General features: G+C 70.7%; 14 protein-coding genes and 2 pseudogenes. 9 read left to right on the top strand and 7 right to left on the bottom strand.

Translation table 11 applies throughout. The features are described 5' to 3' along the window. Positions 1 to 143 precede the first annotated feature (143 nt). Positions 144 to 329, top strand: a complete 186-nt coding sequence (locus ACIBEC_RS42030) for a hypothetical protein (protein WP_360508359.1) — start codon at positions 144 to 146, stop codon at positions 327 to 329. Positions 330 to 412: 83 nt separating this feature from the next. Here ACIBEC_RS42030 and ACIBEC_RS42035 read toward each other — a convergent pair whose 3' ends face one another. Then, positions 413 to 952 (bottom strand): hypothetical protein, encoded by a 540-nt coding sequence (locus tag ACIBEC_RS42035; RefSeq protein ID WP_360508357.1) that lies wholly within the window; start codon positions 950 to 952, stop codon positions 413 to 415. 265 nt (positions 953 to 1,217) lie between these two features. On the opposite strand from ACIBEC_RS42035, the pseudogene ACIBEC_RS42040 reads away from it, so the two are divergent. Together ACIBEC_RS42040 and ACIBEC_RS42045 are read left to right on the top strand one after the other, a co-directional pair. Then, positions 1,218 to 1,490, top strand: a pseudogene (locus ACIBEC_RS42040) (transposase); the annotation flags it as partial. Positions 1,491 to 1,723: 233 nt separating this feature from the next. After that, positions 1,724 to 1,999, top strand: a complete 276-nt coding sequence (locus ACIBEC_RS42045; protein WP_396290341.1) for a transposase — start codon at positions 1,724 to 1,726, stop codon at positions 1,997 to 1,999. Between the two features lie 152 nt (positions 2,000 to 2,151). Here ACIBEC_RS42045 and ACIBEC_RS42050 read toward each other — a convergent pair whose 3' ends face one another. From ACIBEC_RS42050 to ACIBEC_RS42060, 3 genes and pseudogenes are all read right to left on the bottom strand, one after another. Further along, the gene (locus tag ACIBEC_RS42050; protein ID WP_360508354.1) at positions 2,152 to 3,039 is read right to left on the bottom strand and encodes an IS3 family transposase; all 888 of its coding nucleotides are present in this window, start codon (positions 3,037 to 3,039) and stop codon (positions 2,152 to 2,154) included. Further along, positions 3,036 to 3,326 (bottom strand): transposase, encoded by a 291-nt coding sequence (locus ACIBEC_RS42055; protein ID WP_360508351.1) that lies wholly within the window; start codon positions 3,324 to 3,326, stop codon positions 3,036 to 3,038. Before ACIBEC_RS42055 ends, ACIBEC_RS42050 begins: the two co-directional genes overlap by 4 nt. Before the next feature lie 300 nt (positions 3,327 to 3,626). After that, positions 3,627 to 4,199 (bottom strand): annotated as a pseudogene (locus ACIBEC_RS42060) (helix-turn-helix transcriptional regulator). 93 nt (positions 4,200 to 4,292) lie between these two features. Between ACIBEC_RS42060 and ACIBEC_RS42065 the strand changes: the two are divergent. The 3 genes from ACIBEC_RS42065 to ACIBEC_RS42075 are packed head-to-tail and all read left to right on the top strand — an operon-like array spanning position 4,293 to position 6,865. Continuing rightward, positions 4,293 to 4,691: a VOC family protein gene (locus tag ACIBEC_RS42065; protein WP_360508348.1), complete on the top strand. Its 399-nt coding sequence runs from the start codon at positions 4,293 to 4,295 to the stop codon at positions 4,689 to 4,691. 49 nt (positions 4,692 to 4,740) lie between these two features. Next, positions 4,741 to 5,754 carry an IS481 family transposase gene (locus ACIBEC_RS42070; protein ID WP_360508345.1) on the top strand — a complete coding sequence of 338 codons (1,014 nt, stop codon included), beginning with the start codon at positions 4,741 to 4,743 and terminating at the stop codon, positions 5,752 to 5,754. A 40-nt stretch (positions 5,755 to 5,794) separates the two neighbouring features. Continuing rightward, on the top strand, positions 5,795 to 6,865 hold the full coding sequence (locus tag ACIBEC_RS42075) for an NAD(P)/FAD-dependent oxidoreductase (RefSeq protein WP_360508342.1): 1,071 nt from the start codon (positions 5,795 to 5,797) through the stop codon (positions 6,863 to 6,865). Between the two features lie 31 nt (positions 6,866 to 6,896). On the opposite strand, the gene ACIBEC_RS42080 is transcribed toward ACIBEC_RS42075, so the two are convergent. Then, positions 6,897 to 7,481, bottom strand: coding sequence for a helix-turn-helix domain-containing protein (locus tag ACIBEC_RS42080; RefSeq protein WP_360508339.1), 585 nt, complete (start codon positions 7,479 to 7,481; stop codon positions 6,897 to 6,899). 46 nt (positions 7,482 to 7,527) lie between these two features. Between ACIBEC_RS42080 and ACIBEC_RS42085 the strand changes: the two genes are divergently transcribed. Beyond that, on the top strand, positions 7,528 to 7,956 hold the full coding sequence (locus tag ACIBEC_RS42085) for a hypothetical protein (RefSeq protein ID WP_360508337.1): 429 nt from the start codon (positions 7,528 to 7,530) through the stop codon (positions 7,954 to 7,956). A gap of 49 nt (positions 7,957 to 8,005) precedes the next feature. Next, positions 8,006 to 9,091, top strand: coding sequence for an alkene reductase (locus ACIBEC_RS42090; protein WP_360508334.1), 1,086 nt, complete (start codon positions 8,006 to 8,008; stop codon positions 9,089 to 9,091). 554 nt (positions 9,092 to 9,645) lie between these two features. On the opposite strand, the gene ACIBEC_RS42095 is transcribed toward ACIBEC_RS42090, so the two are convergent. Both ACIBEC_RS42095 and ACIBEC_RS42100 read right to left on the bottom strand, forming a co-directional pair. Then, a complete protein-coding gene (locus ACIBEC_RS42095; RefSeq protein ID WP_360508332.1) occupies positions 9,646 to 10,011 on the bottom strand; it encodes a darcynin family protein in 366 nt (121 codons plus the stop codon). Further along, the gene (locus tag ACIBEC_RS42100; RefSeq protein WP_360508329.1) at positions 10,001 to 10,912 is read right to left on the bottom strand and encodes an NAD(P)H-binding protein; all 912 of its coding nucleotides are present in this window, start codon (positions 10,910 to 10,912) and stop codon (positions 10,001 to 10,003) included. The genes ACIBEC_RS42095 and ACIBEC_RS42100 overlap by 11 nt, the downstream gene beginning before the upstream one ends. A gap of 107 nt (positions 10,913 to 11,019) precedes the next feature. Between ACIBEC_RS42100 and ACIBEC_RS42105 the strand changes: the two genes are divergently transcribed. Next, entirely contained in the window at positions 11,020 to 11,967 is a 948-nt protein-coding gene (locus ACIBEC_RS42105) for a LysR family transcriptional regulator (RefSeq protein ID WP_360508365.1), read from the top strand. The last annotated feature ends 619 nt before the right edge of the window (positions 11,968 to 12,586 follow it).

Raw genomic sequence — 12,586 nt, forward strand, 5'->3', positions numbered from 1 at the left:
ACGGGCGGGGACTGGCCACCAGCACGTGGACGGCGACGGTGTCCGCCACGAGCTTCACCACCGGCGGCGGCACGTCCGCCGAGACGATCACCACCTCGAATGTCTCGTACTGGTCCGGGGCCGCGACGAACACGAACGGAACCGTGACGGTAACCCCGGGGGAGAGCAGTGCCTCGGCCGCACAGTCGCTCAGCAGTTCGAGAACCGCCTTCGCCTCCACCGGCAGCGGGAACAACTCCACGAGCTGGGCCCCCACACTCGTGGTCAACGTCCCCGCCGCTGCCGTGCGCGGCACCTACACGGCCACCGTGACCCACTCCGTCGCCTGATGCCGCCATCCCCTGCCGGTGAACGCATTCGGGCCCGCCAGGTTCAGCGGACATCCGCGGTCGTGCGCCACAGGCCGGCTGGGCTACGCGACCGAATGAGTCACCGTCCCGGTGTAGGTGCCGTTCACCGCAGCGGCGGGGATCGCGACGACGAGCGTGGGGTTCCATGTCGCGGAGTTGTTGCCGGTACCCGCGGTGAGGCTGTAGGCGGTGCGGCTGACGTTGAGGCTCTGGGCCTGGGCCGACGTGGCCTGGCCGGGCGTGAAGACACCCACCCCGGTGGTGGAGCTCGCGGTCCCCGACCAGTAGGAGACCGAGCCGGCCGGGACCGTCTCCGGAGTCGTGCCGCCGCCCGTCGTGAAGCTGGTGGAGATCGCGGACGCGGTCCAGGCGGCCGTGAGCAGAGCTCGGGAGTCGGTGACCGTGACATTGCCCAGTTGTCCGCTGACGGAGTTTCCGGGCAGTCCGCTCCCCAGACCCACCGGACCGGCGGGGACCGAGATCGCTAACGAACCACCCGAGACAGAGAACGTGACCGCCGTGTCTCCGGGCGCGGCACCGGCCACTCCGGCGTTGGCGACAGCCATCGCGGCTGCGGCGGCTACGGAATATCGGATACGCATGGGCTCTCCTTCGTCGTCCAAGCCCGGAACGGCAACCGTCCGGGCGACGCGCACTGCGGCGAGTGGCCGAGCCGGCCATTGGTCCGGGCGTACTGAGCCCGTGTCAACGATCAGGCTGAGTCCTCGTCGGCTCCTCCAGCGGGCTGGGCCCGAGACCGCGCGTCTTGTCAGGGAGGCAGCCCCGGGGCCCAAAGTCATAAGATAGTGATGGTGCATGCAACGCCTCTTGGGACACTCCGCCCCGAGTCACCGGGTCACCCGATGAGTGGCTCCCGGTCTCACCGGAAGACCTGCGGACCCCGAGGCCCGCCACGTCCACAAGACCCGCACCCACCGCCAGGACGGCTACAAGGCCCACCTCGCCGTCGAGCCCGAGACCACGACCTACACCGACGTCGAGCTGACCCCCGGCAACGGGGGCGAGCACCACGAGGCCCAGGTCGCCCTCGACTTGCTCGCCGACGAGCCTGAACCGGTGGACGCGTTCGGCGATACTGCCTACTCCATGGGGCCGACCCGCAGGGCCCTGCGGGAAGCAGGGCACCGGCTGTTCCTCAAACCCCGCCCCACTGACGACCGCCGTCCCGGGCGGTTTCAGCCTCGACGACTTTGCCATCGACACCGCGGCCGGCACAGCGACCTGCCCCGCCGGTCACACCGTAGCCTTGTCCGCACCGTCCGGCCGACACATGCAGCGCAAGGCGGTCTTCACCCGGCCGTTGCACCGGATGTCCCCTACGCGAACGGTGCAGCCGGGCCAAGGCCGGCCGGATCGTCACCATCCGCCCCGACCACGACCTCATGTCCCAAGCCCGCCAGGCGGCGGGCACACCCGACTGGCAAGCTACCTACCGCCGCCGGCGCCCACCCGTGGAACGCGCCGTCGCCTGGCTCGTCGGCCACGGCAACCGGCGCCTGCGCTACCGGGGAACGATCAAGAACAACGCCTGGCTCCACACCCGCGCCGCAGCCTTCAACCTCCGGGCCCTGATCAACCTCGGACTCACCCACAACGGCACCACCTGGCAGATCGGGGCTGCCGCCTGATGACGGCAGCCCCGACCACAGCAAGATCTTCATCAGCCTTCTAGGTCTGTTGCGAAAGTGGATCAAGGTTTTCCTTCCGGAAATGCCCGGTCCGTCCAGCCTCGTGACAGCCCGAGAAGTGAAGTTCCACCCTGCGGTTGGACACTCTCCGTCTACGCTGCGAGGGTGTGACCTTGCCGGTGCCGCTGGCGGGTCTCGAGTGGCGTGAGGTAGCCCCACTCGGGGTGTTTGCGTAGGCGCCTGCGGTTGTAGAAGGTCTCGATGAAAGAGAAAACCTCCGCCCGGGCCGTGGCGCGATCGGGCCAGACCCGGGTGCCGATCTCCTCCTTCAGTACGGCGAAGAAGCTCTCGGCAACGGCATTATCGTAACAGGAGCCAACCCTTCCCATCGACTGCCTCATGTCCAACTTACTTATCTCAGTGCGGAATTCACTCGACGTATATTCGCTGCCGCGATCCGTGTGGAAGACGCAGCCGCGCTCAAGGGCGCCTCGGCCGGCGGCCATCCGCAGCGCGGCCACCGGCAGTTCGGCGCGGTGGTGGTCGGCCATCGCGTAGCCGACCACCTCGCGGGTGGCCAGGTCGATGCAGGTGGCCAGGTAGAGCCAGCCCTCCTCGGTCGGCAGGAAGGTCATGTCGCCGACCAGCCGCATCCCCGGGGGGGCGGTGAAATCGCGCCCGATAAGGTCCGGGGCGAACACCGGCTTGCGGGCCTGGCGGGTCAGACCACGACGCCGGCGGCGGGTGACGCCCGTGATCCCGCGCTCGCGCATGATCCGTTCCACCTTCTTCCGGTTCACCGCCCGGCCCTGGCGGCGAAGTTCCGCGTGAACGCGCGGGACCCCGTACGCGCCCCGCGAGGCGAGGTGGATCACGGTGATCTCGGCGGCGAGGAGGTCTTCGGCCCGTTCGCGGGCATGACGGTCCTGCTCGCCGGCCCGCCAGGCGTAGAAGGAGGAGCGGGCGATCCCCAGCGCCCGGCAGATCCGCTTGACGCCGAAGGCGTCGTGGTGGTCCTCAACGAAACGGAAGCGGATCACCGATTCGTCTCGGCCGCGAAATAGGCGGCCGCCTTGCGCAGAATCTCGATCGTCTTCTGCTGCTCGAGGTTCTGCCGACGAAGCCGGGCGAGTTCCTCGCGCTCGGGGCTGGTCAGGTCACCGGGCCGGCCCTCGCCCCGATCGGTGCGGTCCTGCTTGACCCAGCCCCTCAGCCCCTCCGGGCTGACCCCCAGCTCCCGGGCGATCTCGATGACATTCCGGTGCGGAGAAGACCGGACGAGCGCGACCGCGTCCCTCTTGAACTCCACCGTGTACCGCTTACTCATGTTGCTGTTGCTTCCCACCTGAAACTGCTTCCTCCGGGCTCACATGTCCCAGTCTCCAGGTGTCCAGCCCCAGGGTGGAACTTCAATGGTGGTCTTCCCCGAGCAACTGGAACCCGTCAGTTTGAGCAGCACCCGGCCAGAGTGGCAGGTCACCGCTGGACATTCCATGTGTTTCCCGGCTCCGCCCCGTCCTGCTCACAAGCCATTCGTTGATGACCGCGACCAGGACCGTCGCCTTGCAGCGCACGGCGAGCTGCGGTGAGCACGCCTGTGCCATCTCATGACATTGGGTCCTCGCGGTCAGGCTCGGCGGGCGTAGGACGTCAGGCGATCGGCGAGCGCGACGACGAGGTCGCGCAGCTCAGCGGGGCGCTCGATGACGAACGGCCGGTCGAGTGAGGCGAGTACCGGAGGCAACCGGTCGAGCCGCTCCGCCCGCAGCTCGACGCGCAGCCAGCGCTCAGTCGCCGGGCTGATCGGTGAAGGCGAGAGCTTCCAGGAGTATGTCGAGCCGGCGGGCGATGTGCTCGGGCAGCACTCGCCGGATCTTCGCCGATGCCGTCTCGTTTGCCGTGTGCTCCGTCGTCGTCAACCCTGCTCGGCGGCCGACGACCAGGCCGAGCAGCACGGCCAGTGCCTCGTCGTCGCTGAGCATGAGCGGAGGCAAGCGGTACCCGGGGGCGAGCCGGTAGCCGCCGTAGCGGCCGCGCGCACCGATTCCACGGGCACGTCGAGGTCGATCAGCTGGTCCACATACCGGCGCACGGTGCGCCCTTCGACGCCGAGCCGGTCGGCGAGTTCGGCCACTGTCCGGGTGCCGCCCGACTGCAGCAGCTCCAGGAGTGTCAGTACGCGGCCGGTGGGGCCAGGCATGTTCGCAGCCCCATGCGAATACAGGACCGATTCTGTCCACTATTTCTCCTAGCCTACGGCGTGCACGCTTTCAGCACAGCCAAGGAGATTCCCATGGACTTCGTCTCGATCCGCATCATCACCGGCGACGTGGCGCGCCTCGTCGAGTTCTACGAGCGAGCCACAGGGGCACGGGCGACGTGGGCCACCGAGGACTTCGCCGAACTCAGGACCGCGGGCGCCACCCTCGCGATCGCCGGGACCCGCACCGTCCCGCTGTTCGCCCCGGGCTCTGCCCATCCGGCGGACAACCACAGCGTGATCACCGAGTTCCTCGTCGACGACGTGGACCGCGTTCACCGGAACCTGACCGGCTTCGTCACCGACTTCGTCACCGAGCCCACCACGATGCCCTGGGGCAACCGGTCACTGTTGTTCCGCGACCCCGACGGCAACCTCGTCAACTTCTTCACCCCCGTCACCCCGGCGGCCATCGAAAAGTTCGCCCGCTGACGCCACGCACAGCCGCTCGCGCGGGAGCCCTGAGATCCCAGGGCTCCCGGTGAACGCGGCCGCCGAGTCCAGGAGCGCCACCAGCCGTGTACATCGGAACGCACCGCTGACCCCCGAAGGACGTCTGCGCTTGTGTCATCGGGTCCACGCCGGACGTCCGATCGCGCACGTCGCTGCGGGAGCCGGGATCTCCCGCCGCTGCCTGGCCAAGTGGTACGCCCGCTGGCGCGCGCACGGCGAGAACGGCCTGCTCGACCATCCCTCCCGCCCCGCCACCAGTGCCGCCCGCACCTCCGAGGACATCGCTGACCTGATGGAGGCGCTGCGGCGGCAGACCAAGCACGGACCAGCCCGGCTCGCCGCCGACCTACAGCGGCTGCACGGCGTCACACTCGCGCCGGCGACCGTGCACCGCATCCTGGCGAGGCGAGGACTCAACCGGCTCCGGGACCTGGATCCACCGACCGGCGAGCAGCTGCGCGAGGTCATCCGCCACGAGCACGACCGGGTCGGCGACCTGGTCCACGTCGACACCAAAAAGCTCGGACGCATCCCGACCGGCGGCGGCCGGCGTATGCACGGCATCGGCACCGAGTCCGCCCGCGCCTCCGAACGCACCGGTCCCGGCACCGGCAAGGTCGGATACACGTACCTGCATTCGGCGCTCGACGACCACTCCCGGCTCGCCTACACCGAGGCCCTGGACGATGAGAAGGCTGTCACCGCGGTCGCCTTCTGGCACCGGGCCGTTTCCTTCTTTGCCGCCCACAGCATCACACCGATCCGCCGCTGCCTCACCCACAACGGCGCGTGCTACCGGTCTACGACCTGGGCTGACGCCCTCGCCGCGACCGGTACGAAGCACAAGCGGACCAGGCCGTACAGGCCGCGCACGAACGGGAAGTATCACGGGACGCTCACACGCGAGTGGGCGAGGACTTCGCGTAACCAAGGTTCCGAGACACCACAGTTCGGTCGGCAGGGAGACATTGGTTGCTTCGGGGCGGCTCAGGGGTCAGGGCCTGGACGTAGGGCGTCACCTGTTTTTGCCGAATCGGCATGAGGCTTTGCCGGATCGTGGTGTCGGGTCGCAGGGTGGTGTCATGAGCGAACGAGAGATGATGCGAGTGGACGGGACTGACTGGGACGTGGTGGTGATCGGGGGCGGCGCGGCCGGCCTGTCGGCGGCGTTGACGCTGGGCCGGGTGCGTCGGTCTGTGCTGGTGATCGACGCGGGTGAGCCGCGCAATGCTCCGGCCGTCGGGGTCGGCGCGCACGGCATTTTGGGCCGGGAGGGCATTTCGCCGCTGGAGCTGCTGCGCCTCGGGCGGGAGGAGGTCGCCGCTTACGGCGGGCAGGTCGTCTCGGGCCGGGTTGCTCAGGTGCATCGGGACGGCGAGGAGTTCTCGGTGGTGACCGAGGGCTGGCAGCGGGTGCGGGCGCGGCGGGTGCTGGTGACCACGGGGCTGGTCGACGAGCTGCCGGATGTGCCCGGGTTGGCCGCGCGGTGGGGGCGCGACGTCCTGCACTGCGTGTACTGCCACGGCTGGGAGGTGCGGGACCGGGCGATCGGCGTCCTCGGCAGTTTCCACCAGGCGCTGCTGTTCCGGCAGCTGTCCGCGGACGTCACCCTGTTCCTGCACGCGGGCACGGAGCTGACGCAGGAGCAGTGGGAGCAGCTGGCCGGGTTGGGCGTCGGTGTGGTCGAGGGGCGGGTCGGCGGCCTGGTGGTCGACTCGGAGCAGGACCGGCTGACGGGGGTGCGTCTTGTGTCGGGTGTGACGGTGCCGGTTCAGGAACTGGTGGTGGCGCCGCGGTTCGTGGCACGGGCCGGGTTCCTCAGCGGACTGGGCCTGACGGTGCAGGAGCACCCCATGGGGATCGGCGAGCAGGTGAGGGCGGACGGTTCCGGCTTCACGGGGGTCGCCGGGGTGTGGGCGGCGGGCAACGTCAGCGACGTGCTGGCCGGTGTCCCGCAGGCCATGGCGGCCGGGGTCGGCGCGGCGGCGGCGATCAACATGAATCTGCTGCTGGACGACGCGGGCCGTGCGGCGGAGTCCCGTGCTGCGGTCCCCAGTGCCGACGTGTTCAGCGGGGCCATGGAGGCCGAGGTGTCGCGGCGGGTGCTGGGCACTCGTGTGCACGGGTTGGACGGCCTCGTGGACGGTGGCTGAGCGGCATTGTCGCTTCTGGTGCGGGAGGGAATCAGGTGGTGCGGGCCTTGAGATGGGCCCGCTCTCCCTGGCTGCCGAACAGGATGAGGAGCTCCACGGTGCGCTCGTCGTCGGAGCCGAGCCAGTGCGGGACGTGGGTGTCGAACTCGGCGGCTTCGCCGGGCTTGAGGATCACGGTCTCGTCGCCGAGCAGCAGGCGCAGGCGGCCTGCGAGGACGTAGACCCATTCGAAGCCCTCATGCGTCCTCAGGCGGGGTTCGGTGTCGGGTCGGGGCGGGATGAGCAGTTTGTGGGCCTGGACGCCGCCGGGTCGGCTCAGTGGCACGTAGGTCATGCCGTTGCGGGTGACGGGCTTGAGGTGGATGCGGGGGTCTCCGGTACGGGGGGCGCCGACGAGTTCGTCCAGGGGCACGGCGTAGACCTCGGCGAGTGGCAGGAGCATCTCCAGGGTCGGTTTGCGGGTGCCGCCTTCGAGGCGGGAGAGCGTGCTCTCGTTGATCCCGGTCTGTTCGGCGAGGCCGGCCAGAGTCAGTCCGTGACGTCGGCGCAGCTCTCGCAGCCGCGGCCCGACCGCGGCCAGCCGGTCCTTCTTCTCGGTGTGCTGTGCGGTGCTCATATCCATCATCATGCTGAAACGGCATGAGGTTTTGCAACTTCGGCAGGTGCTGTCGCAGTGTAGTGGCAGCGGGCCGACCCGGTGCCTGCCGACCGCCCCTGTCAAGGGCATCACCAGCCAGCTCCACACGCAGCGACACGACCTCGCCCAGTCGTTCCCCAACGGCACCTACGACCTGGTCACCGCCACCTACACCCACACCCCGGTCGCCATCTCCCGCGACCACGTCCTGACCCGCGCCACCCAGGCCGTCGCACCCGGCGGCCTGCTGATCGTGATCGAACACGCCTCCACCGCCCCCTGGTCCTGGCAGGGCATCCACTACCCCGCACCGCAGGACGTCGTCTCCTCGCTACAGCTCGACGACGCCTGGCACCTCCTACGGGCCGACGCACCCCAACGCACCGCCCCCGGCCCCGCCGGGCAGACCGCGGCCGTCACCGACACGGTCATTGCCGTACGTCGCCTCGCCTGACCTTCCGCACCCCGCGCACACTGCGCAACTCGCTTCAGGAGTTACCTTCATGACTGACCTCTTCGCGCCCGTCACGGTAGGCAAGTGGACGCTGAACAACCGCATCGTCATGGCCCCCATGACCCGCAACCGGGCCATCCCCGACGGCATCCCCACCAGCCTCATGGCGACCTACTACACCCAGCGGGCCACCGCCGGACTGATCGTTACCGAAGGGGTGCAGCCCAGTGCGGTCGGACAGGGCTACATGAACTCGCCGGGCCTGCACACCAGCGAACAGATCGAAGCCTGGCGCACCGTCGCCGCCGGCGTGCACCAGGCGGGCGGCCGAATCGTGGCCCAGCTCATGCACGCCGGACGCATCTCCCACCCCGACAACAAGCACCAGGCCGAAACCGTCGCCCCCAGTGCGATCGCCGCACCGGGCGAGATGTTCACCGCCGTCGGCCCCCAGCCCCACCCCACCCCGCGCGCCCTGGCCACCGAGGACATCCCCGCCGTCATCGACGAATTCACCCGCGCCGCCCGCGCCGCCACCGACGCCGGCCTGGACGGCATCGAACTGCACAGCGCCAACGGCTACCTCCTGCACCAATTCCTCGCCCCCTCCACCAACCAGCGCACCGACCACTACGGCGGTTCCCCCCAGGCCCGTGCCCGCTTCGTCATCGAGGTGGCACAGGCTGTCAGCGACGCCATCGGCAGCGAACGCGTCGGCATCCGCATCTCCCCCGCCATCAACCTCCACGGCGCGCTGGAGACCGACCCCCACCACACCGCGGCCACGTACCGCACCCTCGTCGACGCGCTGTCCGGGATGGGCCTGGCCTACCTGCACACCATCGGCGACCCCGCCTCCCCGCTGCTCACCGACCTCGCAGAGCGCTTCGGCGGTTCCCACATCGTCAGCAACGGCTGGGACCCCGTCACCGACGTCACCGCCGCACAGGAACTGGTCACCACCGGACAGGCCGACCTTGTCGCGGTCGGGCGTGCCTTCATCGCCAACCCCGACCTGGTACAGCGCTGGCAGACCGGAGCCCCGCTCAACCAGCCCGACAGCACCACCTTCTACGGCGGTGACCACCGTGGCTACACCGACTACCCACATTTGGCGCAGGGCGCCGACCTCTGATCCGCCTGGGATGCGCGCAGCTGCTCACGCATCCTGCACCGCCGAACATCCGGCGGTGCAGGAAAACGCACCGCGGCCCTCGCACTGCGCGGCGGGGAGCAGGCCCGGCGGACTCGTCCGAGCGTTCGCAGTAGCCGGTTCTGACAGGCCACAAGGCGCCGGTCACCTGGTGGCCGACGCCTTGTCCTGTTCCTGCTCGCGGAGCAGGCGCGAGGTCAGAGGGTCTAGCGTGCCTCTTCGGACGCGGCGGTCCGGACGAAGGCGTCGACGTCGAGGGCAGGGCGTCGGGGCCGCCACCACTGACCCAGTGGATGTTGGAGGCGAGCCAGCCGGCGGTGAAGTCCGTCGGAATGCCGTACCGGTTCAGGGCCGTGTAGGCGATCCCGCAGTGCGTCAGCGACCGGGAGGTGGAGGAACTGGGCCCGCTGGTGCTGCCTGCCCCCACCAAGCGCGAGCAGATGGCCGCCCTGGTCTCCGCCCCCACTGACCCGGGGTGGGAGGGCCGGCCGGTGCCTCCGCGAGGGTCGGGGGCACCGGCCGGCCGGCTCGGGCGATCAGGTGGAGAAGGTCGTCAGCGGCTCCAGGTCGTAGGTGCGGGCGTAGCCGTTCTCGGTGCCCACCAGGAGGTCGACGACGTCGAAGTAGCGGTCCCAGAACGGGGTTTCGCGCAGCGCGTCGATCAGCAGCCGGTAGGCGTTGTGGTCGTCGGCCTCCCAGACCCAGACGTCGGTGACCCGCGCCGAGTAGAACTCGGTGTCGTAGAAGCGGGAGCGGACGCCGCTGGTGCGGGCCTCGATCACCGGGACGACCTGGCTGGTGAAGGCGTGGACGCGCTCGGCGACGGACATCGCCAGCCACTCCGGCGTGGTCTTGACCAGCATGAACGCGGTGACCGGCGGTTCGGTTCGGTCAGTGGACATCGGTCACCCCCGGGGTGGCGAGGACGGCGGGCCTGAGGGTCTGCGCGCACCACCGGGCGAAGTCGATGCCCGCCAGCGGCGAGTGCTCGACGCCGGCGTCCAGGCCCTCGTCCTTGGCCCGCTTCATGTCGACGATGCCCTCGACAAACTCCGCGTTGAGGCCGTAGCCGAGCAGGGTGGCGCGCAGCTCGTCGAGCGGCTGGCGCTGGTAGCGGACCGGACGGCCCAGCTCCTCGGACATGATGCGCGCCAGGTCGTTCGGCGACAGGTCCTGCGGGCCGACCACCGGCACGCTGCCGACGCCGGTCCAGGAGCGGTCCAGCAGCAGTTCGGCCGCCGTCGCGGCGATGTCGGCGACGGCCACCATCGGGGCCGCCCGGTCGGCGGCCACGGTGTCGGTGAAGACGCCGTGCTCGCGGATCGAGTCGGCCTCCTCCAGCAGGTTCTCGTAGAACGAGGGGTTGGCCAGGGCGCGGTAGGCGACCCCGGAGTCGGCGATCAGGTCGTCCATGGCGAGGGATGCGGTGACCAGACCGGCCCGAGCGGCCTGCGGGGTGCCGCGGCCGAGCGCCGAGACGCCGACCACGTGGCCGACGCCGTGGGCGGCGAACGCCCGCGCGGCGGGGCGGGTGAAGTCGGTCCACACCGCCTCGGGCGTGGCCGAGGCGTCCGGCGGCACCAGCCAGAAGACGGCGTCGGCCCCGGCGAAGGCGCGCTCGACGGTCGCGGCGTCGCCGTGCGAGCCGACGACCACCTCGACCTGCCCGCGGACGGCCGCGGGGAGCCGGGCCGGGTCGCGGACCACGACCCGCAGCTCCTCCCCGCGCGCCGGCGCGGCCTCGACCAGCAGGGACAGCAGCCGGCGGCCGATGTTCCCGGTGGGGGCGGTAATGACGATCATGAAAACCTCACGGTCTGGATGCGGATCGGTACGACCCCCTCATCGTGTCGACCTGGGCGTCATTGCCACAATAGGAACCTCAGCAACCAATCATTGCCAGAAATGGAATAACGCCGGTGACCAGCCCAGACCCGAACCTCGACGCCAACCTCGCCGTCGCACTCGATGCCCTGCTGACCGAGCAGAGCGTCACCCGCGCCGCCGCGCGGCTGCACACCTCGCCCGCCGCGATGAGCCGTACCCTGGCCCGGCTGCGCCGGGTGCTGCAGGATCCGCTGCTGGTGCGGGCGGGTCAGGCGATGGTGCCGACCCCGCGGGCCGAGGCGCTGCGGGACGAGGCTGCCGCGGTGGTGCGCCGGCTGGAGGCGCTGCTCACCCCGAGCGGCGGGATCGACCCCACCGCGCTGCGGCGCACCTTCACCGTGCAGACCGCCGACCTGGTCGGCGCGGCGCTCGCGCCGGGCCTGCTCGGGCTGGCCCGGCGCCGGGCGCCGGGCGTCTCGCTGCGGGTGCTGGCCGAGGAGTGGGAGGCGGGCCCAGCGCTGCGCGAGGGCCGGGTCGACCTGGAGGTCGGATCGATCGGCCACGTCGACCCGGAGACCCGGGTCGAGGACCTGGTCACGCTCCGGATGGCCGCTGCCGTCCGGGCCGGGCACCCGCTCGCCGAGGCACCCCTGACCCCCGAAGGGCTTGCCGCGGCCGAGCACGTGGCGGTCAGCCGCCGGGGCCGCTTCACCGGCCCGCTCGACGCCGCGCTGGCCGAGCAGGGGCTCAGCCGCAGGGTCGGCGCGGTCCTGCCCGGCCACCTGGCCGCGATGGCCCTGGCCGCGACCGGCGACGCGGTCTGCCTGGTCCCCACCGCGCTGCCCGGCGAGCCCCCCTCCCCGCTCGGCGACGCGGCCCGCGCCATGGGCCTGGTCCTGCTGGAGATCCCGCTTCCGCTGCCACCCCTGACGATCGGTATGGCCTGGCACCCCCGCCACACCGCCGACGGCGCTCACCAGTGGCTCCGCGCCGCCGTCCGCCGCGTCCTGCGCCCGCCCGGGCCCGCGTAACCCGACGCAGCCGGGGCGCGCACCGAACCATCCTTCGGCCGCGGGCCCGCACCGCACCCGGTCCCCTGCCGCGCGGCGCGGCCCGCTGCGCCATCGCCATGCCGCGATTCTCGCGCACCAAGACCCGCTCTGTTCGACCGCCCCATGAGGCACCTGGACATCGACTCGACGGCATCGCACCGTGAGGTGTCTTGATGCCGCACACCCCGACCCGACCGCCGCTGTGCCCTACTGCTCCCAGGCCCCTCACAGGGGCCGTGTGTGGTCGGTGAGGGTGTGCCACACCGCCGCGCAGGTGCCGTGCTGCTCCAGATCGGCCAGGCGGGCCGCGCTGGCGGCGAAGCCGACCCGTCGTTCCGGCCCGGCACCTGGCTGGCAAGCAGGACAAGGCCCACACGGAGGGAAGGCTGACCGACCATCAGGCTGCGCTTCTGGACGCCCTCCACCGGCAGGCCGAGACCGTCGCCGGCTGACCCACCGCACGCCGATCCCGCGGTCTCGGCCCGGGACGGCCCACTTACCGGAGGAGTCGAATGACCACACCTACGACCCAGTCGCCCAGGGGCTCCTGGTACGCCCAGTGAGAATGCGGCGCCTGCGGCGACGGCGGCGACGCGCT

The sequence above is a fragment of the Kitasatospora sp. NPDC051164 genome, from assembly GCF_044455625.1.
Taxonomy (GTDB): Bacteria; Actinomycetota; Actinomycetes; order Streptomycetales; family Streptomycetaceae; genus Kitasatospora.

Coding starts and splice junctions, on each gene's coding strand:
- ACIBEC_RS42080 (WP_360508339.1), bottom strand. CDS start 7,481: ATGAGCACCGCACAGCACACCGAGAAGAAGGACCGGCTGGCCGCGGTC.
- ACIBEC_RS42035 (WP_360508357.1), bottom strand. CDS start 952: ATGCGTATCCGATATTCCGTAGCCGCCGCAGCCGCGATGGCTGTCGCC.
- ACIBEC_RS42065 (WP_360508348.1), top strand. CDS start 4,293: ATGGACTTCGTCTCGATCCGCATCATCACCGGCGACGTGGCGCGCCTC.
- ACIBEC_RS42055 (WP_360508351.1), bottom strand. CDS start 3,326: ATGAGTAAGCGGTACACGGTGGAGTTCAAGAGGGACGCGGTCGCGCTC.
- ACIBEC_RS42090 (WP_360508334.1), top strand. CDS start 8,006: ATGACTGACCTCTTCGCGCCCGTCACGGTAGGCAAGTGGACGCTGAAC.
- ACIBEC_RS42100 (WP_360508329.1), bottom strand. CDS start 10,912: ATGATCGTCATTACCGCCCCCACCGGGAACATCGGCCGCCGGCTGCTG.
- ACIBEC_RS42075 (WP_360508342.1), top strand. CDS start 5,795: ATGAGCGAACGAGAGATGATGCGAGTGGACGGGACTGACTGGGACGTG.
- ACIBEC_RS42095 (WP_360508332.1), bottom strand. CDS start 10,011: ATGTCCACTGACCGAACCGAACCGCCGGTCACCGCGTTCATGCTGGTC.